This is a genomic window from Streptomyces sp. NPDC027185, assembly GCF_055567035.1.
Genome location: NZ_JBVHRF010000007.1, coordinates 408,324 through 432,013, shown reverse-complemented (window position 1 = coordinate 432,013; position 23,690 = coordinate 408,324). Strand labels below are relative to the sequence as shown.

General features: G+C 73.6%; 19 protein-coding genes and 2 pseudogenes. 12 read left to right on the top strand and 9 right to left on the bottom strand.

Annotated elements, in window-relative coordinates; translation table 11 throughout:
• Positions 1 to 39 precede the first annotated feature (39 nt).
• The 6 genes from ACZ4M8_RS24235 to ACZ4M8_RS24210 all read left to right on the top strand — a co-directional run bounded on the left by ACZ4M8_RS24235 (position 40) and on the right by ACZ4M8_RS24210 (position 5,103).
• Entirely contained in the window at positions 40 to 819 is a 780-nt protein-coding gene (locus ACZ4M8_RS24235) for an exodeoxyribonuclease III (protein ID WP_467610590.1), read from the top strand.
• A gap of 408 nt (positions 820 to 1,227) precedes the next feature.
• On the top strand, positions 1,228 to 1,671 hold the full coding sequence (locus ACZ4M8_RS24230; protein ID WP_467610588.1) for a DUF6278 family protein: 444 nt from the start codon (positions 1,228 to 1,230) through the stop codon (positions 1,669 to 1,671).
• A 216-nt stretch (positions 1,672 to 1,887) separates the two neighbouring features.
• On the top strand, positions 1,888 to 2,631 hold the full coding sequence (locus ACZ4M8_RS24225) for an amino acid ABC transporter ATP-binding protein (protein ID WP_467610586.1): 744 nt from the start codon (positions 1,888 to 1,890) through the stop codon (positions 2,629 to 2,631).
• A 14-nt stretch (positions 2,632 to 2,645) separates the two neighbouring features.
• Complete coding sequence (locus ACZ4M8_RS24220) at positions 2,646 to 3,572, top strand: glutamate ABC transporter substrate-binding protein (protein WP_467610584.1); 927 nt, start codon at positions 2,646 to 2,648, stop codon at positions 3,570 to 3,572.
• 14 nt (positions 3,573 to 3,586) lie between these two features.
• Positions 3,587 to 4,231: an amino acid ABC transporter permease gene (locus ACZ4M8_RS24215; protein WP_399083884.1), complete on the top strand. Its 645-nt coding sequence runs from the start codon at positions 3,587 to 3,589 to the stop codon at positions 4,229 to 4,231.
• Positions 4,228 to 5,103 carry an amino acid ABC transporter permease gene (locus tag ACZ4M8_RS24210; RefSeq protein WP_467610582.1) on the top strand — a complete coding sequence of 292 codons (876 nt, stop codon included), beginning with the start codon at positions 4,228 to 4,230 and terminating at the stop codon, positions 5,101 to 5,103. The genes ACZ4M8_RS24215 and ACZ4M8_RS24210 overlap by 4 nt, the downstream gene beginning before the upstream one ends.
• A 26-nt stretch (positions 5,104 to 5,129) precedes the next feature.
• On the opposite strand, the gene ACZ4M8_RS24205 is transcribed toward ACZ4M8_RS24210, so the two are convergent.
• The 5 genes from ACZ4M8_RS24205 to ACZ4M8_RS24185 all read right to left on the bottom strand — a co-directional run bounded on the left by ACZ4M8_RS24205 (position 5,130) and on the right by ACZ4M8_RS24185 (position 11,301).
• Positions 5,130 to 6,440: a cytochrome P450 family protein gene (locus ACZ4M8_RS24205; RefSeq protein WP_467610580.1), complete on the bottom strand. Its 1,311-nt coding sequence runs from the start codon at positions 6,438 to 6,440 to the stop codon at positions 5,130 to 5,132.
• A gap of 21 nt (positions 6,441 to 6,461) precedes the next feature.
• Complete coding sequence (locus ACZ4M8_RS24200) at positions 6,462 to 7,235, bottom strand: TetR/AcrR family transcriptional regulator (RefSeq protein ID WP_467610578.1); 774 nt, start codon at positions 7,233 to 7,235, stop codon at positions 6,462 to 6,464.
• Between the two features lie 177 nt (positions 7,236 to 7,412).
• Positions 7,413 to 8,999 (bottom strand): alpha/beta fold hydrolase, encoded by a 1,587-nt coding sequence (locus ACZ4M8_RS24195; RefSeq protein ID WP_467610576.1) that lies wholly within the window; start codon positions 8,997 to 8,999, stop codon positions 7,413 to 7,415.
• A gap of 268 nt (positions 9,000 to 9,267) precedes the next feature.
• Entirely contained in the window at positions 9,268 to 10,647 is a 1,380-nt protein-coding gene (locus ACZ4M8_RS24190) for a globin domain-containing protein (protein ID WP_467610575.1), read from the bottom strand.
• 210 nt (positions 10,648 to 10,857) lie between these two features.
• Positions 10,858 to 11,301, bottom strand: a complete 444-nt coding sequence (locus tag ACZ4M8_RS24185; RefSeq protein ID WP_467610574.1) for an RrF2 family transcriptional regulator — start codon at positions 11,299 to 11,301, stop codon at positions 10,858 to 10,860.
• 265 nt (positions 11,302 to 11,566) lie between these two features.
• Between ACZ4M8_RS24185 and ACZ4M8_RS24180 the strand changes: the two genes are divergently transcribed.
• Together ACZ4M8_RS24180 and ACZ4M8_RS24175 are read left to right on the top strand one after the other, a co-directional pair.
• A complete protein-coding gene (locus ACZ4M8_RS24180) occupies positions 11,567 to 12,763 on the top strand; it encodes a glycosyltransferase (RefSeq protein ID WP_467610572.1) in 1,197 nt (398 codons plus the stop codon).
• A 325-nt stretch (positions 12,764 to 13,088) separates the two neighbouring features.
• A complete protein-coding gene (locus tag ACZ4M8_RS24175) occupies positions 13,089 to 13,877 on the top strand; it encodes an SDR family NAD(P)-dependent oxidoreductase (RefSeq protein WP_467610571.1) in 789 nt (262 codons plus the stop codon).
• A 267-nt stretch (positions 13,878 to 14,144) separates the two neighbouring features.
• On the opposite strand, the gene ACZ4M8_RS24170 is transcribed toward ACZ4M8_RS24175, so the two are convergent.
• From ACZ4M8_RS24170 to ACZ4M8_RS24160, 3 genes and pseudogenes are all read right to left on the bottom strand, one after another.
• Positions 14,145 to 14,510: an STAS domain-containing protein gene (locus ACZ4M8_RS24170; protein WP_467610569.1), complete on the bottom strand. Its 366-nt coding sequence runs from the start codon at positions 14,508 to 14,510 to the stop codon at positions 14,145 to 14,147.
• Between the two features lie 583 nt (positions 14,511 to 15,093).
• Positions 15,094 to 16,194: a calcium:cation antiporter gene (locus tag ACZ4M8_RS24165; RefSeq protein ID WP_467610567.1), complete on the bottom strand. Its 1,101-nt coding sequence runs from the start codon at positions 16,192 to 16,194 to the stop codon at positions 15,094 to 15,096.
• Between the two features lie 295 nt (positions 16,195 to 16,489).
• A pseudogene (locus ACZ4M8_RS24160) lies at positions 16,490 to 17,234 on the bottom strand (hypothetical protein).
• A 492-nt stretch (positions 17,235 to 17,726) separates the two neighbouring features.
• On the opposite strand from ACZ4M8_RS24160, the gene ggt reads away from it, so the two are divergent.
• The gene (gene ggt, locus ACZ4M8_RS24155; protein ID WP_467610565.1) at positions 17,727 to 19,547 is read left to right on the top strand and encodes a gamma-glutamyltransferase; all 1,821 of its coding nucleotides are present in this window, start codon (positions 17,727 to 17,729) and stop codon (positions 19,545 to 19,547) included.
• A gap of 161 nt (positions 19,548 to 19,708) precedes the next feature.
• On the top strand, positions 19,709 to 21,193 hold the full coding sequence (locus ACZ4M8_RS24150; protein WP_467610563.1) for an amidase: 1,485 nt from the start codon (positions 19,709 to 19,711) through the stop codon (positions 21,191 to 21,193).
• Here the strand turns inward: ACZ4M8_RS24150 and ACZ4M8_RS24145 are convergent.
• Positions 21,174 to 21,360, bottom strand: a pseudogene (locus ACZ4M8_RS24145) (isochorismatase family protein); the annotation flags it as partial. The gene ACZ4M8_RS24150 and the pseudogene ACZ4M8_RS24145 overlap by 20 nt on opposite strands.
• A gap of 172 nt (positions 21,361 to 21,532) precedes the next feature.
• On the opposite strand from ACZ4M8_RS24145, the gene ACZ4M8_RS24140 reads away from it, so the two are divergent.
• A complete protein-coding gene (locus ACZ4M8_RS24140) occupies positions 21,533 to 22,375 on the top strand; it encodes a nitrilase-related carbon-nitrogen hydrolase (protein ID WP_467610561.1) in 843 nt (280 codons plus the stop codon).
• Entirely contained in the window at positions 22,372 to 23,685 is a 1,314-nt protein-coding gene (locus tag ACZ4M8_RS24135) for an aspartate aminotransferase family protein (RefSeq protein ID WP_467610559.1), read from the top strand. The genes ACZ4M8_RS24140 and ACZ4M8_RS24135 overlap by 4 nt, the downstream gene beginning before the upstream one ends.
• Positions 23,686 to 23,690 lie beyond the last annotated feature (5 nt).

Sequence of the window (23,690 nt, the reverse complement as noted above, 5' to 3'; positions counted from 1 at the left end):
CCCGGCCGGTTGTCGGTGGTGCGCGGTAGGTTTGCGGACATGCGCATCGCGACCTGGAACGTCAACTCGATCACCGCCCGCCTGCCGAGGCTGCTGGCCTGGCTGGAGAGCACCGGCACGGACGTGCTGTGCGTCCAGGAGACCAAGTGCTCCCCGGAGCAGTTCCCCGCCGATCAGCTGCGGGAGCTGGGGTACGAGTCCGCCGTCACCGCCACCGGCCGGTGGAACGGCGTGGCCCTGATCTCCCGGGTCGGCCTGGAGGACGTCGTCCCCGGTCTGCCGGGCGGCCCGGAGTACGACGGCGCCCAGGAGCCCCGCGCCGTCTCCGCCACCTGCGGCCCGGTCCGCGTCTGGTCGGTCTACGTGCCCAACGGCCGCGAGGTCGACCACGCGCACTACGCCTACAAGCTCCAGTGGCTGGCGGCGCTGCGGACGGCGGTCGCCGAGGACGCGGCGGGCGGCCGCCCGTTCGCCGTCCTCGGCGATTTCAACGTCGCCCCGACCGACGACGACCTCTGGGACCCGGCGGCGTTCGTCGGCCAGACGCACATCACCCCCGCCGAGCGCGAGGCGCTGGCCGCCTTGCGGTCCACGGGCCTGAGCGACGTCATGCCCCGCCCCCTCAAGTACGACCGCCCCTTCACCTTCTGGGACTACCGCGCCCTCGGCTTCCCGAAGAACCGCGGTATGCGCATCGACCTCGTCTACGGCAACGCCGCGTTCGCCGGAGCGGTCTCGGACTCCTACGTCGACCGCGAGGAGCGCAAGGGCAAGGGCGCGTCCGACCACGCGCCGGTCGTGGTGGATCTGGATCTCTGAGGGCGCCGCCGCGGGCCGGGCCGTTCGCCGTCGGGCCGGCTCAACGACCCGGCACGCGGGCGGCGTCGGCCGGCGGGTACGGCGGGACGCGGGGGCCGGGGCGGCGTCCGCCGCGGGCGTCGGACGGCATCACCGCGATGGCGAGCCGCGCCCGGCCGGTACGCGGACGCCGTACGCGCATCGGGCCGCTCCTCGGGGGGCAGCGCGGCTACGAGAGACATCCGCACGTCCTGCCGTGGCACCGCGCCGCCCCGGACTCCCCCTGCTCAAGCGGCCGTTCCGCCGTGAGGTGACCGCCGCGAGCCCGGAGCCCGGACCGGAGCGCGGTGCGAGAGGAGCGGGCAGCGAGCGGAGGTTCGCCGTCGCGCCTGTGGCCGGGCCCGGCGGGCGGGTGGGACCCTGCACCCCATGAACCTCCATTTTCTGGACAAGTGGCGCAAGGGGCCGGGGGAGCGGCGCACGGCGGCGCCGCTCGCGGAGGCGGTGCGCGAGGAGCCCGGCGCCATCGCCGAGTTGCTGTCCGAATGCGAGCTGCTGCGCGCCGAGGCCGGCCGGGCGGGCGTCGAACTCGACGACTCCGCCGCGTCGTTGACCGCCCTCGACCAGCTCCAGCCGGTGTGGCGGGACGACCCGGAGGTGCTGCCCTGGCTCGGCAACGACGCCGGGCTCTACCTCGGCACGGTCCTGGTGCGTACGGTGCCCGGCGCGCGGTGGCGGATCCGGCCGGACGGACAGCCGGTGGTGGCCCTGGCGTCCGGTCGGCGGATCGATGTGGTGGCCGCCGGACACGAGTGGGCCGACGACGGGGCGCCGGAACTCTCGCAGCTCTACGCGGAGCTCGCGGAGCGCTGACGGCGGGCGGACTCCCGGACGGTGGCGCCGGACGGCGCGCGGACCCCGGCCGTGTCCCGCCGCGCCCCCGGACCGTGGTGCTCGGCCCCGCCCCGGCGCCGTCCCGCCGATTCCACTCTCCTCGCCGCCGCCGTGCGTGTCAGCGGAAAACTGCCGGATATGTCCCGGTAAGTTGCACACTCTCCGCTGTACGGATGATGAGAGTGAGCAGACTGCATGGCCGGTGAGGCGCTGATCGAACTGCGCGGGGTCAACAAGCACTACGGAAAACTCCATGTCCTCCAGGACATCGACCTCACCGTCGGCCGCGGCGAGGTGGTGGTCGTCATCGGCCCCTCGGGCTCCGGCAAGTCCACGCTCTGCCGGACCATCAACCGTCTGGAGACCATCGAGTCGGGCACCATCACCCTGGACGGCGCCCCGCTGCCCGAGGAGGGCCGGGCGCTCGCCGGACTCCGCGCCGAAGTCGGCATGGTCTTCCAGTCCTTCAACCTCTTCGCGCACAAGACCGTCCTCGACAACATCACGCTGGCCCCGGTCAAGGTCCGCAAGCAGAAGAAGGACGAGGCCGCCCGGCGCGCCCGCGAACTCCTCGACCGCGTCGGCCTCGCCGCGCACGCCGAGAAGTACCCCGCCCAGCTCTCCGGCGGCCAGCAGCAGCGCGTCGCCATCGCCCGCGCCCTGGCCATGAACCCCAAGGCGCTCCTCTTCGACGAGCCGACGTCGGCGCTGGACCCGGAGATGATCAACGAGGTCCTTGAGGTCATGCAGCAGCTCGCCCGCGAGGGCATGACGATGGTCGTGGTCACCCACGAGATGGGCTTCGCCCGCTCCGCCGCCAACCGCGTGGTCTTCATGGCCGACGGCCGCATCGTCGAGGACCGCACGCCCGAGGACTTCTTCACCGCGCCGCGCAGCGAACGCGCCCGCGACTTCCTCTCCAAGATCCTCAAGCACTGAACGGGGGCGCGAAGATGGAGCTTTCCCACCGGCGGCGCCCGCACCGCACCGCCGTCGCCCTGCTGCTCGCCGTACTCGCCCTCACCGTCGCCGCCTGCGGCCGGGAGGGCAGCCCGCCCGCCAAGGGCCCGAGCGCCGGACAACTGCCGCACTACGCCGTCGCCACCGGCTTCCGGCTGCCCGCATCACCCACCTGGCGACGGGCCGAACGCCGCGGCCACCTCGTCATCGGCGTCAAGGAGGACCAGCCCTACCTGGGCGAACGCGACCCCTCCAGCGGCCGCTACTCCGGCTTCGACATCGAGATCGCCCGGATGATGTCCGCCTCCCTGGGCTTCGACCCGGCCACCATCGCCTTCCGCACCATCTCCTCCGCCAACCGCGAGACCGCGCTCCAGAACGGCCAGATCGACCTCTACGTCGGCACGTACACCATCAACGCGATGCGCAAGAAGCAGGTCGGCTTCGCCGGGCCGTACTACATGGCCGGGCAGGGGCTGCTGGTCCGCGCCGACGAGAAGGACATCCACGGCCCCGACGACCTGGCCGGCCGGCGCGTCTGCTCGGCCGCCGGGTCCACGCCCTACCAGCGCATCCAGTCCGACTACCCCCGGGCGGTCCTCGTCGCGTACGACACCTACTCGATCTGCGTCGACAACCTCCTCACCTACCAGGTCGACGCGGTCACCACGGACGACGCGATCCTGCTGGGTTACGCGGCGAAGGCGCCCGACGAGCTGAAGGTCGTCGGCAGACCTTTCTCGAAGGAGCCGTACGGCATCGGCGTGCCGCGCGGGGACACCGCGCTGCGGGCGGCGCTGAACGACGCGCTCGCCGCCCGGGAGCAAAACGGCGACTGGAAGAAGGCGTTCGAGGCGACCTTGGGCCTGTCCGGCGCGCCGGCGCCGAAGCCGCCGCCGATCGACCGCTACCCGGGCTGAGAAGGAACCGACCGATGAACGTTCTCCTCGACAACTTCTCGCTCTACGGCAAGGGCCTCCTCGGCACCGTCGAACTCACCGTCTACGCCTCGCTGCTGGCGCTCGTCCTCGGCATCGTGATGGCCGGATTCCGGGTCGCGCCGGTCGCCTCGCTCCGCGTCTTCGGCACGGTCTGGGTGACGGTGCTGCGCAACACCCCGCTGACCCTGCTGTTCTTCGCGGTGGTGCTGGGGCTGCCGCGGTTCGGTCTGGTGCTGCCGTTCCAGCTGTTCGCCGTCCTCGCGCTGGGCTGCTACACCTCGGCGTTCATCTGCGAGGCGGTCCGCGCCGGCATCAACACCGTGCCCAGGGGGCAGGGCGAGGCGGCCCGCAGCCTGGGCATGACCTTCCCGCAGACCCTCGGGGACGTGGTGCTGCCGCAGGCGTTCCGCTCGGTGATCCCGCCGATCGGCTCCACGCTGATCGCGCTCGCCAAGAACTCCGCCATCGCCGGATCGTTCAGCGTCGTCGAACTGCTCGGCACCTACAAGACCCTCAACGAGCTGGGCTACAGCATCGTCTGGTCGTTCGTCTGGATCGCCGTCGGCTATCTGCTCGTGACCTTGACCATCAGCGCGCTCTTCAATGTGCTGGAGAAGCGCTGGGGAGTCGCCCGATGACCACCGCCCTCTACGACGTCCCCGGACCGCACACCCGGCGCCGCCACCGCGCCTACGGCATCGCCGCCACCGCCGTCCTGCTCGCCCTGGTCGGCTGGATCCTGTACCTCCTCTTCGACACCGGCCAGTTCACCGCCGCGAAGTGGACGCCCTTCCTCTACAAGGGAATCCAGGAACTGCTGCTCAAGGGCCTGGGCAACACCCTCAAGGCGTTCGCCTACGCGGCGGTGTTGTCCCTGGTGCTCGGCGCGGTGCTGGCGTCCGGACGGCTCTCCGACCACCGCGCGGTGCGCTGGGTGTCCACCCTGCTGGTGGAGTTCTTCCGCGCCATGCCGGTCCTCGTCATGATCTTCTTCGTGTACGTGGCGCTGAAGGCCGAACCCCTGGTCGCGCTGGTCACGGGCCTGACCCTCTACAACGGTTCGGTGCTCGCCGAGGTCTTCCGTACGGGCGTGAACGCCGTCGAACGCGGTCAGGGCGAGGCGGCGCACGCGCTCGGGATGCGCAAGACGCAGGTCATGACGCACGTCCTCGTCCCGCAGGCGGTCCGGGCGATGCTGCCGACGATCATCAGCCAGCTGGTGGTCGCGCTGAAGGACACCTCGCTGGGCTTCCTCATCACGTACGAGGAGTTCCTGCACGCCGGCAAGTTGATCGCGTCCAACCTCGACTACGACCTGCCGTTCATCCCCGTCGTCATGATCATCTCGCCGATCTACATCGGCCTGTGCATGCTGCTCTCCGCGCTCGCCACCTGGGTCTCCCGGCGGCAGCGCCGCAACCCCAAGGTGGAGGCGGCCGAGGTCGGGCCGACGGAGCCGGGCACGCTGCTGCCCGGCGCCGGACAGCACCCGGCGCCGCCGCACCACTGACCGCGACGGCGCCGGGAAACCGCAGGTCAGCGCAGGCGGAGCGGGAGCGCCGTCAGCCGCCAGCTGGAGGGCAGCGGGACGCGCTGCAACTCCTCGGGCGCGACGGCCAGGGCCACGGCCGGATAGTGCGCGAGCAGCTTGGTGAACGCCACCTCGCCCTCCTGGCGGGCCAGCGCCGCACCGAGGCAGTAGTGCATACCGTGGCCGAAACCGACGTGGTTCTCGGCCTGGCCCGCCGGGTGGCGGGTGAGGTCCAGCCGGTCGGGGTCGTCGTAGTGGCGCGGGTCGAAGTTGGCGGAGACCAGCATCAGCTGGACCGCGTCGCCCTTGGCGATCCGCACCCCGCCCAGCTCCACGTCCTCGGTGGCGTACCGCAGTTGGGTGCCCTGGACGGGGCCGCACCAGCGCATCAGCTCATGGACCGCGCGAGGCGCGAGGTCCGGGTCCTCGCGCAGCAGCCGCAGCTGGTCGGGGTGGGTGAGCAGGGCGGCGGTGCCGTTGGTGATGAGGTGGGCGGTGGTCTCGTGGCCAGCCAGGACCAGTGTGAGCACCAGGGTGACCATTTCGACGTCGCTGAGCCGCCCGCCGTCCTCGTCGTGCGCCCGGATCAGATCGCTGAGCAGATCGTCGGTGAGCGCCTGGCGGCGACGCCGGATCAGATCGTGGATGTGCTCGATCATCTGCGGCATCGAGCGGCCCAGCCGTCCCGGCTCCAGCGAGGCCAGATCGGCGCCCCAGGAGCGCCACTGCGGCCGGTCCTCCTCCGGGATGCCGACGAGTTCGCAGATCACGGTGATCGGGAGCGGGTAGGCGAAGTGCTCGACGAGGTCGACGACGCCGTCCTCGGCGTGCTCGGGCAGCCGCCGCAGCAGATCCTCCGCGATCTCCTCCACCCGGGGCCGCAGCGCGTTGATCCGGCGCGCGGTGAAGGCGCGGGAGACCAGGCGGCGCAGCCGGGAGTGGTCCGGCGCGTCCTTGTTGAGGATGGAGTCGGCGAAGTACCGGTTCAGCTCCGGCGGGACGCCGAAGGTCTCCATCGTCCTCGCCATCGGGTCGTCGTCCTCGGTGCTGCCCCGGGCGTGCGCGCGGTTGTTGGCGAACCGCGGGTCCCGCAGCACCTCGCGCACCTCGTCGAAGCGGAGGACGAACCAGATCGGCGAGTCGTCGAGGAACCGCCCGGGGAGGACCGGCCCCTTCTCGCGCAGGGCGCCGTAGCCGCCGAACGGGTCGTACAGCAGGGTGGGTTCCATGACGTTGGGCTCGCCCGGGTGCTTGCCGACGTGGGCGGTGAGCGCGGCGGGCGCCGTGAGCCGGTTGGCGGACGTCTTCGCTGACATCGTGTTCTCCTCCGGTCGGAGTCAGTCGCGCAGCTGGCGGCGCATTTCCTCGGCGCTGAGCTGGGCGATGCGTTCGTACAGCGCGGTGACCGCGGGTGCGGCCAGGGCGGCGGCCGACCGGACGCCGGGCAGGTCGCCCGGGTCGGCGGCGGAGCCGGCGGGGGTCTCCAGCGCGGCTCGCAGAGTGCGGGCGAGCAGGTCGGCGCGGCTCCCGGTGGTCTCCGGGGCGCGCCCGTCGAGCAGCACCTCGGTGGTGAAGAAGCCGCTGAGGACCGCCGTGAACGTGTACAGCTGGTCGGTGGTGGCGAGATCGTCGCGGACCAGACCGTGGGTGCGCAGGATCTCCAGATGGTCGAGGACGGCCCGGTTGGTGTGGGCGGTCAGCTCGGCGAGTTCGGTGGCGGCGATGTCGTTGAGACGGCCCAGGACGTTGGTGTCGTCGGTGTGCAGGGCGCGCAGGAGCGGGCTGGTCAGGAAGTCCTGGAAGTAGCCGCGCGCCATCCGGCTCGGCAGCACCTCCAGCGGGCACGTGCGCTGCCGCTCCAACTGCCGCTGCAGCGCGGCGTTCTTGCTGTCCAGGAGGACGGCGAGCAGCAGTGCGTCCTTGGTCTTCCAGTGCAGGTAGACGGTGCCCTTTCCGACGCCGGCGCGGCGGGCGATCTCGTCGGTCGTCACCCGCCGGTAGCCCCAGGCCACCAGGAGTTCCCCCGCCGCCCGGAGGATCCGCTCCCCGCGCCCCGCCTGTTCCATCCCTGCCTCCGTCCCGAGCCGTGACCAGATTTCTGATCTGGTCACGGCGTCAAAAGTACGGCGGCCTTCTCCGTCCGGACAGTCAACTTCCGGCCATGCCGGGTGTATTGGGCGCGCGAGGACGCGCGAGGGCGCTGTCAGTGGTCGCTAGTAACGTTCTGTAGTGACCGCGTCGCCGGGACGCGATCGGGCGCTACGGGGGGAAGCGGAGTGAGAGGCGGATCAGTCGCGGACGGGCACCGAGAGGGACGAGGGATCGGCGTCCGGCGAGGAGAGGGTGAGCTTCGCACCGCGCGGGTTGTGCGCGATGTAGAGCGGATCCGCGGTGTCCACGACCACCGCGAGCCGGTGCCCGGCGGGCACGTCGTACGCGGTGGAGAAGAGTTCCAGGTCCACGCCGAAGGGGACGCCGGGCGTCTTGCCGTGGAAGGTGTACGGCGCGTGCGTGACGAGCCTGCCGATGCCGAGCGCGTCGACGTCGTAGAGGTAGGCGACGGCGGTGCCGCTCTCCGCGGTGCCGGTCAGTGTGGTGTGCAGGGTCGCGGTGCCGCGGATGTGCTGGGTGGTGCGGTAGGGCGCGGACTGCCAGACGGCGGCCAGCGAGCGGGGCAGCAGCGGGATGGAGGCGGTGGGCGGCAGGTGGAGGAACTGATCCAGCATGCTGGAGAGGAAGATCAGCCCGCCGTCGGCGCCGGAGTCGATGCCGGTGCGGAGCGTGCGGGTGCCGTCGAGCGCGATCCGCCGCTGCCCCGACGCCACCTCCCGCCAGCTGCGGTAGCCCTCGTAAGAGCCCGTCGAGCGGGGCTTGAGCTGCACCGGCGCCGCGCGGTCGATGCCGTTGTCCGCGCCCTTGAGATAGTGGTCGAACCACGACCGGGCGTGCGACCAGGTGTCGTTGGGCAGCCCGAAGAGCCCGAGTCCCTCGGCCGTGGCGTGGTCGCCGGGGCGGAACTCCAGCCGCTTGGGCCCCTTCAGCTTCTCGAAGAAGTCGGCGTACTGATTCGGCGGGAAGAGGGAGTCGCCCCAGGCGTTGCCGAGCATGATCGCGGCGCCGTTGGCGTTGATCCGGTCGAGATAGGTGGCGGGGGAGCGCTTCTTCCCCCAGGCGATCATGTCCTTCTCCTTGGCGAGGTTCGAGCCGAGGAAGTCCGCGAGGACGGTACGGAGTTCCGGCCCGGGGCGTCCGGTCAGCGCGCCGCTGGCGCCGAGCATCGCCGCCGCCTGGAGATGCTGGGTGCGTCCGCTGTAGATGGAGTCGATGAGGTCGCCCCAGCCGCTGAGCGCCGTGACCGCCCGGACCCGCTTGTCGTGCGCCGCCGTCAGCAGGCTGATCCCCGCGCCGTAGGAGACTCCGCCCATGCCGACCTTCGCCGGGTCGGCGGGGGTGTGCGCGAGCGCCCAGTCGATCACCTTGGAGGCGTCCGCGATGTCGCGCGGCCCCGCCGTCTCGATCTCTCCGCCCGACTGCCAGAATCCGCGCACGTTGTAGCCGATGACGACATAGCCCGACGCGGCCAGCTTCTGCGCCTGTGCCAGGTATTCGACCTGCGGCATCGCCCAACTCGTCGGCAGCACCACGAGCGGATACCGCCGGGTGCCGTCCGCGTCCGCGGGCAGGGTGACGTTGGCCTTCAGCGTGACGCCGCCCTCGCCGGTGATGTCGGTGAACCGCACGGCGGGCGCCGCGGCGCGGCTCCGTCCCGTGGTGGCCGCCCCCGCGGCAGGGGCGGCGGCGAGCGTGGTGGCGGCGAGCGCCGCGGCGCAGACGGCGGCGGTGGCGGCGCGCAGGGCCGTGCGGGAGGACGTCATCTTCTGCTCCAGACCGTGAGGTGCCGCCGGACGTGCCCCGCCCGGCGGGGCCCGGCCACCTCCGGAGCGGAGGAGCGGGCGGCCCCGGGCGCCCGCCGAAAGACGCGACGCCCGGCGTACGAGGTGGTCAGGAGGGTACGACGGGAGGATTACTGGTGGTAACCCGCGAGTAGGTTACGTGTGGGTAATGTCCGGAGTGGGGAGCGGATGTGTAGCTCCGCTCGCTGCGTCCGGCAGTCCGCATGCCGGGCCGCGGGGTGCTCTCCGTTCACAGTCCCAGGTCCGGTCCGAAGACCTCGTAGTGCAGGTCGGCCGGGCGTACCCCCGCGGAAAGGAGTTGGGTGCGGACCGCCTTCATGAACGGCACCGGGCCGCACAGGTAGGCGATCGTGCCGGGCGGGATCTCCAGTACGCCGAGGTCCATCAGCCCCTGCCGGACGGTCGGCTCCCGCCCCTCGCGGGAGCGGGTCGCCCCGGCGGGATCGGCGGGGCCCGTACGCGTACCGGCCGTCCTGGAGTCGGCCGCCTTGGAGCCGAACGGCCCGGCGCCGACCGGCCCGGCGCCGACCGGCCCGGCGCCGACCGGCGCGGTGGCGCCGGCCTCGACGGCCGCCGCGGTATCCGCCCCGGCGCCGGCCTCCGGCCACTCGTACCAGACCTCCGCGGTGGCGTTCGGGAGTTTGCCGATGAGGTGGTGGAGGTCGTCGCGGAAGGCGTGGGTGGCGGGGGTGCGGTCGGCGTGGGCGGCGATGACGCGGCGGGGGGAGGCGGTGGCGGCCAGATGGGAGAGCATGCCGAGGGCGGGGGTGCAGCCGATACCGGCGGTGGCGAAGAGCAACGGGGCGTCGCCCTCGTCGAGGACGACCGCGCCGAAGGGGGCGCTCACCCGCAGGGTGTCGCCCTCGTGGACGTGGTCGTGCAGATGGCCGGAGACCTCGCCCGCGGGGTGCGCGGCGGCGTCCGTTCCGGCCGGCACCCGCTTCACGGAGAACTGGAGCCCGCCGTCCGGCTGCCCGGAGAGGCTGTACTGGCGTATCTGGCGGGCGCCGTCGGCCAGTTCGACCTGGACGGAGACGTACTGCCCGGGGCGGGACGGCGGTACGGGCCGGCCGTCGGCGGGCCGGACGAAGAACGTCGCGACGTCCTCGGTCTCCGCCACCCGTCCGGTGACCCGGTAGGTGCGCCAGGTGTCGCCGTCCGGTGCGCCGGCCGCCGCGTACAGCCGTCGTTCGGCGGCGATCAGCCCGTTCGCCATCAGCCAGTACACCTCGTCCCAGGCGGCGGCGACCTCCTCGGTGACCGCATCACCCAACACCTCGGCCAGGGCGGCGAAGAGGTGGGTGCGGACGATCGGGTACTGGTCCTCGCGGACGCCGAGGGAGGCGTGCTTGTGCGCGATCCGGTCGAGGAGGGCGTCCGGCCGCTCGTCGGGGTGGTCCAGAAGGTACGTGGCGAACGCCGCGATGGATCCGGCGAGCGCCTCGCGCTGGGTGCCGTCGGCCTGGTGGGTGCGGTTGAACAGATCGCGCAGCAGCTCCGGGTGGGCGGCGAACAGCTTCTCGTAGAAGAGCGGGGTGACCTCGCTGATGGAGGCGGCCACGGCGGGCAGGGTGGTACGTACGGTCTCGGCCGATTTCGGCGACAACATGGCGGACTCCTGCGGTTCGGGAGGGGAGGGAGGGGGATGGGGTGCCTCCGCGCGCCCAAATAGGCATGTGAGATGCGTATTTTTGGGCGATGGGAGGGAGTCAAGGGTGTTCCGTGGCGGTGGGCGTGCGGGCGGCCGGGGCCCCGGGGGCGGGCGCGGCCCGTCGGCCCGCTCGACCGGCCCCGGTTCACCGCGGCCGGTCGTGCGAGGTCAGCCGGGCGGCCGGGGGGAGAGGCCGATCAGCAGGGGGCCGGTCGGGGCCTCGATCAGGTCGTTGATCGAGAGGGGGTCGAGGGAGGCGTAGAACGCTTCCTGGGCGGTGCGCAGGGCGCCGCGCAGCCGGCAGCCGGTGCGCAGCGGGCAGCCCGTTCCCTCCTCGCAGCCGACGACGTCGTGGACGCCTTCCAGCTCCCGGACCAGGCGTCCGAGGGAGGCGGTGCGGCCGGCTTCGGTCAAGGTCAGGCCGCCGCCCCGGCCGCGGCGCGCCTCGACCGCGCCGAGGCGCTGGAGCTTGCTGACCACCTTGGCCGCGTGGGTGTAGGGGACGTCGACCGCGGCGGCCACCTCGCGGGTGGTCGGGGCGTCGCTGTCCTCGATGACCGCCAGTCGCATGGCGATCCGCAGGGCGATGTCGGTGCTTTTGGTGAGGCGCACGGCCTCACCGTACATAAATGGCATCTCCGATACCAATTTCGAGGAGGGTGGCCCGGATGGCGGGTATGGCTCGATCCGGGCGGGCCCCGCGGCGCTGCTTTGACGCGCTGAACAGGGCCTCCTTACCGTCGATCATGAGTCGGTCGGTTGGGTGCGGACCGCGGCGGGGGAGGTGCGTGACGCGGTTCACGGTGCTGCCCGACGTGACGGCGAGCCACGGCGACCGGCGGTTGTCACGGCCACCGTCAAGAGAATGAGGACCCCCATGCGTGTTCTGTGCACCTCGATAGGTTCGCCGTCCCACGGCCGGGCCATGCTTCCGCTGGCCCGCGCGCTGGCCGGAGCCGGGCACGCGGTCACCGTGACCGCCACCCCCGAGACGGCGCCCGTCTTCCGCGCCGACGCGGTCACCCTGGACCCCTGCCTGCCCCGGATGACCCCGCCCGCGCCGCCCGCCGACGGGGCCGAGGCCGATGCGGAGACCGCGGCCCGCGACCACCTGGCGCGGATGCTCGACCAGCTGACCGGCGCCCACGCCCGCGCGATGTACGAGGTGCTGGCGGAGCGGGCGGCCGCGATCCGCCCCGATGTGATCCTCCGGGACGGGATGGACATGGCCGGTGTGCTGCTCGCCGAGAAGCTCGGCATCCCGCAGCTGCCGATCCCGTCCGGGCTGGTCAACATGGTCGATCCGGCGGAGCTGCTGCCCAACCTCAATGCGATGCGCCGGGAGCTGGGCCTGCCCGAGCAGGAGGACGCCGGATCGCTCTACCCGTACGGCAGGTTCGACTACCTGCCGCAGGAGTACACGTTCGGCCGGTTCCCCGCGCAGGTGCGGGCCTACCGGCAGACCACGCTGGTGGACCGTACGGACGGGCTGCCGGAGTGGGTGGCCGCGCTCCCCGCGGACCGGCCGCTGGTGTTCGCGGCGTGCGGCACCGCGCTGCCCATGATCCTCACGATGATGGAGAGCGGCATTCCGCTGCCGGTCGGGATGACGCACCCGGCGGAGATGCTGCGGGCGGCCGTCGAGGCGCTGTCGCAGCTGGAATGTTCGGCGATCGTGGCGACCGGCGGCGTCCCGCTCGACGGCGTCGAGCCCGCCCCGCACGTCCGGCTCGTCGACCGTCTCGCCCAGCCGCTGCTGCTGGAGTGCGCCGACCTGTTCATCACCCACGGCGGCTACAACAGCGTCCGCGAGGCGGTGCGTACGGGGACGCCGATGGCGGTGCTGCCGAACTTCGGCGACCAGACGCAGAACGCCGAACGCGTCGCCGAACTGGGCCTGGGCCGGCACGTCACGGAGGTCACGCCGGACGCCGTCGCCACCGCCTGCCGTGAGCTGCTGGCCGACCGCGACGTCGCCGCCCGGGTCCGCCGGGCGCAGCGCGCGGCACTCGCCCTGCCGGAGGTCGGCCAGGCCGCCGCGGACCTGGAGAAGCTGGTCCAGCAGCCGCGCTGAACGGGGCGCGCCGCCGGGCCCGTTGAGCGGGCGGGTCCGGCGGTCGCCTCGCCGGTGCGCGTCACCGGTGGGGCCCGCCGGTCGCCGTTCCGGGGCGAGGAGGCGTCCCGCTCTCTCACCGGAGGGGCGAAGCGGCAGGCCAGGGGTGTGCCGGACGGGCCGTGCCCTTTCCGGTCCTCCTCGTCGGCACTCCCGTGCGTTCACTTCCGGTCCGTGGTGATCCTTTACGATCACTGCCGGTCAGCCCCCTGCGTCCGGCGGGGGAAACGGTGAGGTGGAGCGTGTCCATGCAGCGGTCCGGTCAGCTTTCCCGTCGGTGGTACGGATGCCCCGCCCGGCCGTCGTTCGGCCGAGGCGCGGTCGCGGGAGGTGTCCGGTGAGCCGCGCGGTGCTGGTGACCGGTGCCTCGCGCGGGATCGGCCGGGCGGTCGCCGAGCGGTTCGCCGCCCAGGGTGACCGGGTGGCGCTGCACTACGCCTCACGTGAGGCGGCGGCGCGTGAGGCGCTCGGCGCGCTGCGCGGCAGCGGGCATGTGCTGGTCCGGGGTGACCTCGCCGCACCGGAGGGCGCCGCGGCGGTGGTCGCCGCCGCCGTCGACGGGCTCGGTGGCGTGGACGTCCTGGTCAACAACGCGGCGGTCAACCGCCCGCACCCGGCGGCCACCACGCCGTTCGAGGAGTGGCGGGACGCCTGGCGGGAGATCGTGGACGTGAATCTGCTCGGCGCCGCGCACGTCAGCCACTGCGCCGCGCGGAACATGATCGACCGGGCGGTGTCCGGCCGCATCGTCAACATCGGCTCCCGCGGCGCCTACCGGGGCGAGCCCGACCACCCGGCGTACGGCGCCTCCAAGGCCGCGCTGCACGCCCTCGGGCAGTCGCTCGCTGTCCATCTGGCGCCGTACGGCATCGCGGTCGCCTCGGTCGCGCCGGGCTTCGTCGCCACCGAACGGGTCGCCGACCGGCTCACCGAGGACGTACGGAACCAGAGCCCCTTCGGGCGGGTCGCCGAGCCCGCGGAGATCGCCGCGGCGGTCCTCCATCTCGCCTCGCCGGAGGCCGTCTGGAGTTCGGGCACGGTGCTGGACGTGAACGGGGCGTCGTATCTGCGGTGAGGCGCGCATCCGGCGCCGGGGGTGAGCCGCTGGGCGTGGCCTGCGGCGGGTTTCGTGGGGGAGGGGAAGCCCCGGCCGGACGGGGGAATCCGGCCGGGGCGGCCGGTTACGCGTGGCGTCCGGCTCACGAGGTCGTCGGCCGGAGCTTCCGGGCGGCCGGGGGGACGGCGGGCCCGGGCGGCACTGCGACACCCGCTTCCAATTGAACGATAAACCACTCGGGTGGGTGTATCCGTCCGAAGGGGGCTTCGCGGACCGTGGCACGTGTCACGGTGCGGCCGGAGTCCGGGCCGGCGCGTCGCAGGGGGCGGCCGGTGCGTCGATCCGGTCGAAGAGCGGCGCGGTGCCGGTCAGCCGGAGCAGCCGGAGCAGGAAAGGACTGCCGATCGCGAGCGTGACGCCGCCGCCCCGGCCGCGCAGCGTACGGGCGGTGCGGGTCAGCGGGGCGAGACCGGTGGTGTCCATGAAGGTCACCCGGCGGAGATCGACGTGGAGCCGGTCGTGGTGCGCGGCGGCCGCGGCGAGCCGTACGGCAGCGCCGGGGGCGGTGAGGATGTCCAGCTCGCCGTCGAGGGTGACGACGGCCTCGCCTGCGGCGGTCAAGGGAGCGGTGGTCACGGGGATGGCGGTCATGGAGAACTCCTTCCGTGCCTCGGTGCGCGGATGCCCCGGGCGCCTGCGGGGCGGGTCGCTTCACAGCGTAGGGCGGAGCTACGGGGCGAAGGGGGCGCGCAGGGGAAAGGGGGATGAATTCGGGGCATAGGGCATGGGCGCGGTAGGGCGAGCGGCCGGGCCGGAAGTCCCGGGACGGGCCTCCGCCGGGACCTTCGGGCCGTCCCGGCGGGGCGGAGGTCCTCCGGCGCCGGGGCGGGTGCGCCGGTCGAGGAGGTGCGGGGTTTCGGCGGGGAGGGCCCGCGGGGTCGGTGCCTGACTCGTGAGCGGCGCCGCGGCCAGGGCGCGGGATGCGGGTGCGCCGGCGAGGCGGCGCCGGGCATCGGGCGGGGAGGGCGGTGCGCGGGGCCGGGAGCGGGGGCGCAGGTCGGGGCGCGTATGCGTGGCGTGGCGGGGGGCCGGTCACCGGCCGCCGAGGTGCTTCACGGGGTACCGGCCGGAAGGCGGAGGGGGCGCCCGTCGGCCGGGGCGCGGGTGCGCCGGTGCGGGCACCGCCGCGAGGCCGTCGGCCGTGGTCGCCCCGGGCGGGCCGTCCTCCGTCTCCTCACGGACTGATCGCCAGAACGATGTACCCGGCGAAGAGGGTCAGATGGACGCCGCCCTGGAGCGGTGTGGCGCGGCCCGGGATGACGGTCAGGGTGCCCGCGGCGACGGTCAGGGCGAGGAGCACCATATGGGTCGGGCCGAGGCCCAGTTCCAGGGGGCCCGCCAGCCAGACGGAGGCGGCGGCGACCGCGGGGATGGTCAGGCCGATGCTGGCCATCGCCGAGCCGAGGCCGAGGTTGAGGCTGGTCTGGATCCGGCCACGGCGGGCCGCGCGGACCGCCGCGATGGTCTCCGGCAACAGCACCAGCAGCGCGATCACCACACCGACGACCGACGACGGCAGCCCCGCCGCGGCCACCCCCGACTCGATCGCGGGCGACACCGCCTTCGCGAGCCCCACCACCGCGATCAGGGCCAGGCCCAGATGGGCCAGGCTGATCAGCGCCGTCCGCTTCGACGGCGGCTCGGCGTGGTCGTCGTCGAGCACATCGCCCGCCGGGGTGACCGGGGCGAGGAAGTAGTCGCGGTGCCGCACCGTCTGGGTGGTCACGAACAGGCCGTACAGCACCAGGGAGGCCAGCGCGGCGAAGATCAGTTGCGGGGTGGAGAACTGCGCGCCGGTGCCGCTGGTGGTGAAGCTCGGGAGGACGAGGCTCAGCCCGGCCAGGGTCGAGACGGTGGCCAGCGCCGCGCCGGTGCCCTCCGGGTTGAAGATCGCCACGCGTCGCCGCAACGCGCCGACCAGCAGACAGAGGCCGACGATGCCGTTACAGGTGATCATGACGGCGGCGAAGACGGTGTCCCGGGCCAGCGCGGCGCTCTTGTCACCGCCGTCGGCCATCAGGGTGACGATCAGCGCCACCTCGATGATGGTCACCGCGACCGCGAGTACCAGGGAGCCGAACGGTTCCCCGACCCGGTGGGCGATCACCTCCGCGTGGTGCACGGCGGCCAGGACCGACCCCGCCAGGAAGAGCGTCACCACGGCGACGAGCGCGCCCGGCAGCGACCTCCCCCAGACCAGGATCAGCAGGACGACGCCGAGAACGGGCACCGCCCGGGTCCAGTGCTGGGCGGTCGAACGGAGCCGGGCGATCATGTTGACGAGCTTGGCAGATCCCACCCGGGCCCGCGCGCCGACGACCGCCCGCCGGGTGTCGGACCGTTCCGAGGAGGGACGGTGTGCGGGCGCGCCCGCACGAGCGGACCGGGGGCGGCGGCACTTCGGGCAGAAGCCTGCGGCGCCGGGCCGGCCGCGAGGGTGCGGCGTGCGGGGGCGCCGGTGTGCGCCCTCGCGAGCACGCCGGCGCGGACCGTTCGGGGCAGGTCACTCGGGCCGGACCGCTTCACCGGCCACCCGCCGTATCGCCCCTCGCCCCCGGCCCGCGGCGCGCTCAGGCCGTGGCCCGGTGCCCCCGTGGCTCGGCCGGTGCGGTGGCCGTGCGGGTCACGTCCGCGACGAGTTCGACCACGTCCGGTCCGTACGCCTGGGAGTTGACCACCTTCAGCAGGACGCAGAACTGGCCGTCGGGTGCCGTACCTGCGGGCCAGCTGCGGATGGTTGCGGACCAGGTGGCGGACGGCGGCCCGGTGGGAGACCGGGCGCTGGCCGGCCGCGAGGAACACCGGACGGCCGCCCTCCCCGGCCGTCAGCCGGGCCAGCAGGACGTACTCGACGGCACCCGGTTCCATGCGGTACGCGGTCGGGCCGATGGTGAACGTCCCCCGGTCGGCGCCGGTCGCGTCGCCCGGGTGCACGGTGACCCCTGGCAGCAGCGTCGCGAGGTGCGCGGCGAGGCGGCGGTGGGCCGTCGGGTCGCCGACGCAGAACTCCGTCCGGGCACCGAAACCCTGCAGCCCGGTGTCGTGCGGCGCGACCTCCGGGTGGGCCCCGCAGTTCTCGACGACCGCGGCGAGCCCGAGCAGCGCCAGCGCGTCGTGGCGCGGGATGCTGCCGTGGGCCGAGGCGCTGTCCCGGTGGGTGACCAGGACGCACTCCGAGCCCTCCGGCAGACCGAAGAAGCGCTGGGTGCGGGTCAGCTTCCGGCGGGCGGCCGCGGAGAAGGCGGCCCAGCCGGCCGCCGCCCCCACGACGAGTGCCACGGCGGCGGCGATCAGGACGAACAGGGTGTCGTTCATGGCGGGGGAGCGTAACCGCTGTCCGGGTGTGTGTTCGAGCGGACGGGGGTGGGTGTCGGGGCTCGTCCCGGTTCATACGCCGTGGTTGGCCGGGAAGCGACGCCGCGGAGTCGCCGCCGTGCGCCGCGAAGCGGGGGGCGGAGGGAGCCACGCGGCCGCCCCCGGCGCACCGTCACCCCGCCGAGGCGCCCTTCCGGAGGCAGCGGAAGCGGACCACCCGCCGGACCGGGAAACGCCCCGCGGCAGACACGCGCCACACCCCGCCGCGCCGCCGCCCCGCCTCGCGGGCACTCCGCCCGGAAATCGCGGAATACGGACATCCTGCGGCCGGGCGGGCGGCATGACGGTGCCTCAATATCCCGGTCATTACGGGCGGATGGGGCATCGCGGTGAGACGCGGGGACCGCCTGCTGGACCGCGCTGTCACGGCATGAGCACCACGAGTAGGCTCCCGCCACCTGCGTTTCCCCTGCGCTTGGAGGAAGTCCCCTCATGTCCCGTGCCCGACGTCTCACCGTCCTGGGGGCCGTGGCCGCCCTGGCCGGTTCACTGGTGGCGGTTCCGGCCGTCGCCCAGCCCGCACCGGCGGGCCCCGCCGCCCCGCACCCCGCGCCCGAACCGGTCAAGACGCCCGTCGCCGTCGGCTCCGGCGGCGCGGTCTCCAGCGTCGACCAGGACGCCTCGGCCGCCGGTATCGCGGTGCTCAAGCGGGGCGGCAACGCGGTGGACGCCGCCGTCGCCACCGCCGCCGCCCTCGGCGTCACCGAGCCGTACTCCGCCGGTGTCGGCGGTGGCGGCTACTTCGTCTACTACGACGCCAAGTCCCGCACCGTGCGCACCCTGGACGGCCGCGAGACCGCCCCGCGCACCGCCGGAGAAGACCTCTTCCAGGAGAACGGCAAGCCGCTGCCGTTCGAGGACGTCGTCACCAGCGGCCTCGGCGTCGGCACCCCCGGCACACCCGCCACCTGGGACACCGCCCTGCGCAAGTGGGGCAGCCGGTCGTTGGGTCAGGTGCTGCGGCCCGCCCGTGACCTCGCGGCGCGCGGCTTCACCGTCGACGAGACGTTCCGCAAGCAGACCGCCCAGAACGAGGCGCGATTCCGGGACTTCCCCGCCACCGCCGATCTCTTCCTGCCCGGCGGCAAACTGCCGGTCGTCGGCACCACGATGAAGAACCCCGATCTCGCCCGCACCTACGACGAGTTGAGCCGCCGCGGTGTCGACGCGCTCTACCGCGGTGACCTGGGCCGCGACGTCGTCAACACCGTCCGCAAGCCCCCGGTGCGCCCCGGCTCGGACCGCAAGGTCCGCGCCGGTGACCTCACCCTGCGGGATCTGAAGGAGTACAAGGCGCTCGGCGAGGCCCCGACCCGCACCCGCTACCGCGGTCTCGACGTCTACGGCATGGGCCCCTCCTCCGCCGGCGGCACCACCGTCGGTGAGGCGCTGAACATCCTGGAGCGCAGCGACGTCAAGCACCTCAGCCAGGCGCAGTACCTGCACCGTTACATCGAGGCCAGCCGGGTCGCCTTCGCCGACCGGGGCCGCTGGGTCGGCGACCCGAGGTTCGAGAACGTGCCGGTCCGCGGCCTGACCTCGCAGCGCTTCGCCGACGCGCGCGGCTGCCTCATCAAGGACGACGCGGTCCTCACCAGCCCCCTCGCGCCCGGCGACCCGCGCCACCCGAAGCCCTGCGGCACGTACGGCAAGGCGTCCCCGACGACGTACGAGGGGGAGAACACCACCCACCTCACCGTCGCCGACAAGTGGGGCAACATCGTCGCCTACACCCTCACCATCGAGCAGACCGGCGGCAGCGGCATCGTCGTCCCCGGGCGCGGCTTCCTGCTCAACAACGAGCTGACCGACTTCTCGTTCGCGCCCATCACCCCGGGCGTCCACGACCCGAACCTGCCCGGTCCCGGTAAGCGTCCGCGGTCGTCCATCTCGCCGACGATCGTGCTGAAGCACGGCAAGCCCGTCGTGGCGCTCGGCTCGCCCGGTGGCGCGACCATCATCACCACCGTCCTGCAGTCCCTCGTCAACCACCTCGACCGCGGGATGCCGCTGGTCGACGCCATCGCCGCGCCCCGCGCCAGCCAGCGCAACGCCGCGAAGACGGAGCTGGAGCCGGCGCTGTGGAACAGCCCGCTCCGCGCGCGGTTGGAGAGCATCGGGCACCGGTTCACGCAGGTCGAGGAGATCGGCGCGGCCACCGGTGTGCAGCCGCTGCCCGGCGGCCGCTGGCTGGCCGCGGCCGAGAAGGTCCGGCGCGGCGGCGGCTCGGCGATGGTCGTCAGCGCGAAGTAACCGGCCGCACCCTTCACCGGACCGGGCCCGGTCCACCCGGTCCGCCCGCGCCCGTCCGGCGACGACGCGCCCCGCCACGGCGCGTCGTTGCCGGGCGGGCGCCTGCCGCATAGCCTCCCGGGGACCGCCGGTCCGCAACCGCACCCCGGGAGGCGCACGCCGTGAGCATCGACGAGAGCCGCGAGCGCCGCCCGTCCCCGCCCGGCACCCAGGGACCGCCGGAAGGGCTCGCCGAACAGGCCGCCGCGCTGGCCCGCGGCGAGACCACCTCCGCCGCCCTCGTCCACCGCTGCCTGGAGCGCATCGCCGCCGGCGCCACCACCGTCAACGCCTTCCGGCGGGTACGGGCGGAGGCCGCCGAGGTGGAGGCGGCGGACGCCGACCGCCGGCTCGCGGCGGGGGAGCGGCTGCCGCTGCTCGGTGTGCCGGTGGCGGTCAAGGACGACATCGACGTGGCGGGCGAGCCCACCGCGTTCGGCTGCGCCGGGCAGTTCCCCGCCAAGGCGCGCGACGCCGAGGTGGTGCGGCGGCTGCGCGCGGCCGGGGCGATCGTCGTCGGCAAGACCAACGCCTGCGAACTGGGCCAGTGGCCGTTCACCGAGGGCCCCGCCTTCGGCGACACCCGCAACCCCTGGCACCTCGGCCACACCCCGGGCGGCTCCTCCGGCGGCAGCGCCGCCGCCGTCGCCGCGGGTCTGGTGCCCGCCGCGCTCGGCACCGACGGCGCGGGCTCGGTCCGTATCCCCGCCGCCTGGACGCATCTGGTCGGCGTCAAACCGCGCCGCGGCACCCTCTCCACCTGGCCGGACGCCGAATCGTTCCAGGGCATCACCGGTATCGGACCGCTCGCCCGCACCGTCGAGGACGCGGCCCTGCTGCTGGACGCGGCGAGCGGCAGCCACCCCGGCGACCTGCACCGCCCGCCGCCGCTCGCCGCCCGTGAGGCGGTGCGCCGCGACCCCGGCCGGCTGCGTATCGCGCTGTCGTTCACACCGCCGTTCACCACCACCGCCGTCGCGCTCCACCCGGAGATCCGGCGCGCGGTGACCGCGGTGGCGCACACCCTCGCCGGGCTCGGCCACTTCGTCGAGGAGGCCGATCCGGACTACGGGCTGATCGGCCTGGCGTTCGTGCCGCGCGCCACCAACGGGGTGCGGGAGTGGGCGGCGCGGGTCCCCGATCCGGCGCTGCTGGACCGGCGCACCCGCGGCGCGGTCCGTCTGGGACGGCTGCTGGGCGGCCCGGTCCTGCGCCGGGCGCGCGCCGCCGAACCGCGCCAACACCGCCGGATCGGCGCACTGTTCGGCCGCTACGACGTGCTGCTGACACCGACCACCGCCGCCCCGCCGCTGCGGATCGGCGCCCTCGCCGGGCTCGGCGGCCGCCGTACGGATCAGGCCATGACCGCCGCCTGCCCGTACGCCTGGCCGTGGAACGTGCTGGGGTGGCCGGCGGTGAACGTCCCCGCCGGGTTCACCGGCGGCGGACTGCCGCTCGGCGCGCAGCTGCTCGGGCCCGCCGACGGCGACGCCCGGCTGCTGTCGCTGACCGCGCAGTTGCAGTCCGCGCTGGGCTGGCACGAGCGGTGGCCGCCCGCGGCGGTGCCCGGCGCCGGGCCCGGGGACGTCAGCCCAGCAGGGCGATGATCTCGTCCGTGGTGCCGGTCTCGCCGAGCCGCGGGAAGATCTTCTCGACGCTGTTGCGGTGCGCCGCCCCGTCCAGGCCGGTGACCGCGTCGGCGGTGGCCGTGACGTGGTGGCCGTGCTCGTGCGCGGCGCGCGGTGGACTCCGTACCGATGCCGGTCACCCTGCCGGTATCGGGTGGGCGGCGCGGTGCGGCCGCGTCCGTGCCGGGCACGCCCGGCGACGCACCGGAGAGGGGCTTGCCCCGGTGCGCGGCGGGGCCTACGGTCGCCTCCACGCGCGCAGGGCCCGCCCGAGACCGCGTGGGCCCGCAGCCTGACGCGACGGCGAAGGAGCTGTTCATGGCCGATGTTGTGCGAGCCGCACTGGTCCAGGCGACCTGGACGGGCGACACCGAATCGATGATCGCGAAGCATGAGGCCCACGCCCGGGAGGCGGCCGGGCAGGGGGCGAGGATCATCGGCTTCCAGGAGGTCTTCAACGCCCCGTACTTCTGCCAGGTGCAGGAGCCGGAGCACTACCGCTGGGCCGAGCCGGTCCCCGACGGCCCGACCATCACCCGGATGCGGGCCCTCGCCCGCGAGACCGGCATGGTCGTCGTCGCCCCCGTCTTCGAGGTCGAGCAGTCCGGTGTGTACTACAACACCGCCGCCGTCATCGACGCCGACGGCACCGTGCTCGGCAGCTACCGCAAACACCACATCCCACAGGTCAAAGGCTTCTGGGAGAAGTACTACTTCAAGCCGGGCAACGCCGGATGGCCGGTCTTCGACACCGCCGTCGGCAAGGTCGGCGTCTACATCTGCTACGACCGCCACTTCCCCGAGGGCTGGCGCCAGCTCGGGCTCGGCGGTGCCCAGCTCGTCTACAACCCCTCCGCCACCTCCCGTGGCCTCTCCGCCTACCTCTGGCAGCTGGAACAACCCGCCGCCGCCGTCGCCAACGAGTACTTCGTCGCCGCCATCAACCGCGTCGGCACCGAGGAGTACGGCGACAACGACTTCTACGGCACCAGCTACTTCGTCGACCCCCGCGGGCAGTTCGTCGGTGACGTCGCCGCCGACGGCACGGAGGAACTCCTCGTCCGCGACCTCGACTTCGGACTGATCGACGAGGTCCGGCAGCAGTGGGCGTTCTACCGCGACCGGCGCCCCGACGCGTACGAGGGGCTGGTGCGCCCGTGACGGCCGACGGCGCCCCCGGGGCGCTGCTCGCCCGCCACCGCGCGGTGCTGCCCTCCTGGCTCGACCTCTACTACGCGCGTCCGCTCGAACTCACCCACGGCTCCGGCCGCCACGTCTGGGACGCCGAGGGCAACCGCTACCTCGACTTCTTCGGCGGCATCCTCACCACCATGACGGCGCACGCCCTGCCGGAGGTCACCGCCGCCGTCACCGAACAGGCCGGGCGGATCCTGCACACCTCGACGCTCTACCTCTCCCGCCCCATGGTGGAGCTGGCCGAGCGTATCGCCGCGCTCTCCGGCATCCCCGACGCGCGGGTCTTCCTGACCACCTCGGGCACCGAGGCCAACGACGCGGCGCTGCTGCTCGCCACCGCCCACCGCCGCTCCCACCAGATCCTGGCGATGCGCAACAGCTACCACGACCGCTCCTTCTCCACCGTCGCCGTCACCGGCAACGCGAGCTGGTCCCCGACCGGCCTGACCCCGTTCCAGACGTTCTACCTCCACGGCGGCGTGCGCACCCGCGGGCCGTACGCCGCGCTCGACGACGCCGGCTTCATCGCGGCGTGCGTCGCCGACCTGGAGGACGTGCTCGGCCAGACCGCCGGGGGCGTCGCCGCGCTGATCGCCGAACCGGTCCAGGGCGTCGGCGGCTTCACCTCCCCGCCGGACGGGCTCTACGCCGCGTTCCGTGAGGTGCTCGCCGCCCGCGGCATCCTCTGGATCAGCGACGAGGTACAGACCGGCTGGGGCCGTACCGGCGACCATTTCTGGGGCTGGCAGGCGCACGCCGGGAACGGCCCGCCCGATCTGCTGACCTTCGCCAAGGGCATCGGCAACGGCATGTCCCTGGGCGGGGTCGTCGCCCGCGCCGAGGTGATGGACGCGCTGGACGCCCACTCCATCTCGACGTTCGGCGGCAGCCCCGTCACCGCCGCCGCCGGTCTCGCCAACCTCACCTACCTCATCGACCACGACCTCCAGGGCAACGCCCGGCGGGTCGGCGGCCTGCTCATCGAACGGCTGCGGGCCGTCGCCGCCGGGAGCGATCTGGTCCGCGAGGTGCGCGGGCGGGGCCTGATGATCGGCGTCGAACTCGTCACCCCCGGCACCGACGAGCCGTCCGCCGAGGCCGCCTCGCTGGTCGTGGAGGCGGCCCGGGAGCGCGGACTGCTCGTCGGCAAGGGCGGACGGGGCGGCGCGTGCCTGCGCATCGCCCCGCCGATGACGCTGAACGTCGCCGAGGCGGAGGAGGGCGCGGCGCTGCTGGCCGGAGCACTGGCCGACGCGCGCGCCCGCCTCACCTGATGCAG

What these genes read in the sequence shown, in the direction of transcription:
- ACZ4M8_RS24235 (WP_467610590.1), top strand. Translation starts at nt 40, where the DNA reads ATGCGCATCGCGACCTGGAACGTCAACTCGATCACCGCCCGCCTGCCG.
- ACZ4M8_RS24230 (WP_467610588.1), top strand. Translation starts at nt 1,228, where the DNA reads ATGAACCTCCATTTTCTGGACAAGTGGCGCAAGGGGCCGGGGGAGCGG.
- ACZ4M8_RS24225 (WP_467610586.1), top strand. Translation starts at nt 1,888, where the DNA reads ATGGCCGGTGAGGCGCTGATCGAACTGCGCGGGGTCAACAAGCACTAC.
- ACZ4M8_RS24220 (WP_467610584.1), top strand. Translation starts at nt 2,646, where the DNA reads ATGGAGCTTTCCCACCGGCGGCGCCCGCACCGCACCGCCGTCGCCCTG.
- ACZ4M8_RS24215 (WP_399083884.1), top strand. Translation starts at nt 3,587, where the DNA reads ATGAACGTTCTCCTCGACAACTTCTCGCTCTACGGCAAGGGCCTCCTC.
- ACZ4M8_RS24210 (WP_467610582.1), top strand. Translation starts at nt 4,228, where the DNA reads ATGACCACCGCCCTCTACGACGTCCCCGGACCGCACACCCGGCGCCGC.
- ACZ4M8_RS24205 (WP_467610580.1), bottom strand. Translation starts at nt 6,440, where the DNA reads ATGTCAGCGAAGACGTCCGCCAACCGGCTCACGGCGCCCGCCGCGCTC.
- ACZ4M8_RS24195 (WP_467610576.1), bottom strand. Translation starts at nt 8,999, where the DNA reads ATGACGTCCTCCCGCACGGCCCTGCGCGCCGCCACCGCCGCCGTCTGC.
- ACZ4M8_RS24190 (WP_467610575.1), bottom strand. Translation starts at nt 10,647, where the DNA reads ATGTTGTCGCCGAAATCGGCCGAGACCGTACGTACCACCCTGCCCGCC.
- ACZ4M8_RS24180 (WP_467610572.1), top strand. Translation starts at nt 11,567, where the DNA reads ATGCGTGTTCTGTGCACCTCGATAGGTTCGCCGTCCCACGGCCGGGCC.
- ACZ4M8_RS24175 (WP_467610571.1), top strand. Translation starts at nt 13,089, where the DNA reads ATGCCCCGCCCGGCCGTCGTTCGGCCGAGGCGCGGTCGCGGGAGGTGT.
- ACZ4M8_RS24170 (WP_467610569.1), bottom strand. Translation starts at nt 14,510, where the DNA reads ATGACCGCCATCCCCGTGACCACCGCTCCCTTGACCGCCGCAGGCGAG.
- ACZ4M8_RS24165 (WP_467610567.1), bottom strand. Translation starts at nt 16,194, where the DNA reads ATGATCGCCCGGCTCCGTTCGACCGCCCAGCACTGGACCCGGGCGGTG.
- ggt (WP_467610565.1), top strand. Translation starts at nt 17,727, where the DNA reads ATGTCCCGTGCCCGACGTCTCACCGTCCTGGGGGCCGTGGCCGCCCTG.
- ACZ4M8_RS24140 (WP_467610561.1), top strand. Translation starts at nt 21,533, where the DNA reads ATGGCCGATGTTGTGCGAGCCGCACTGGTCCAGGCGACCTGGACGGGC.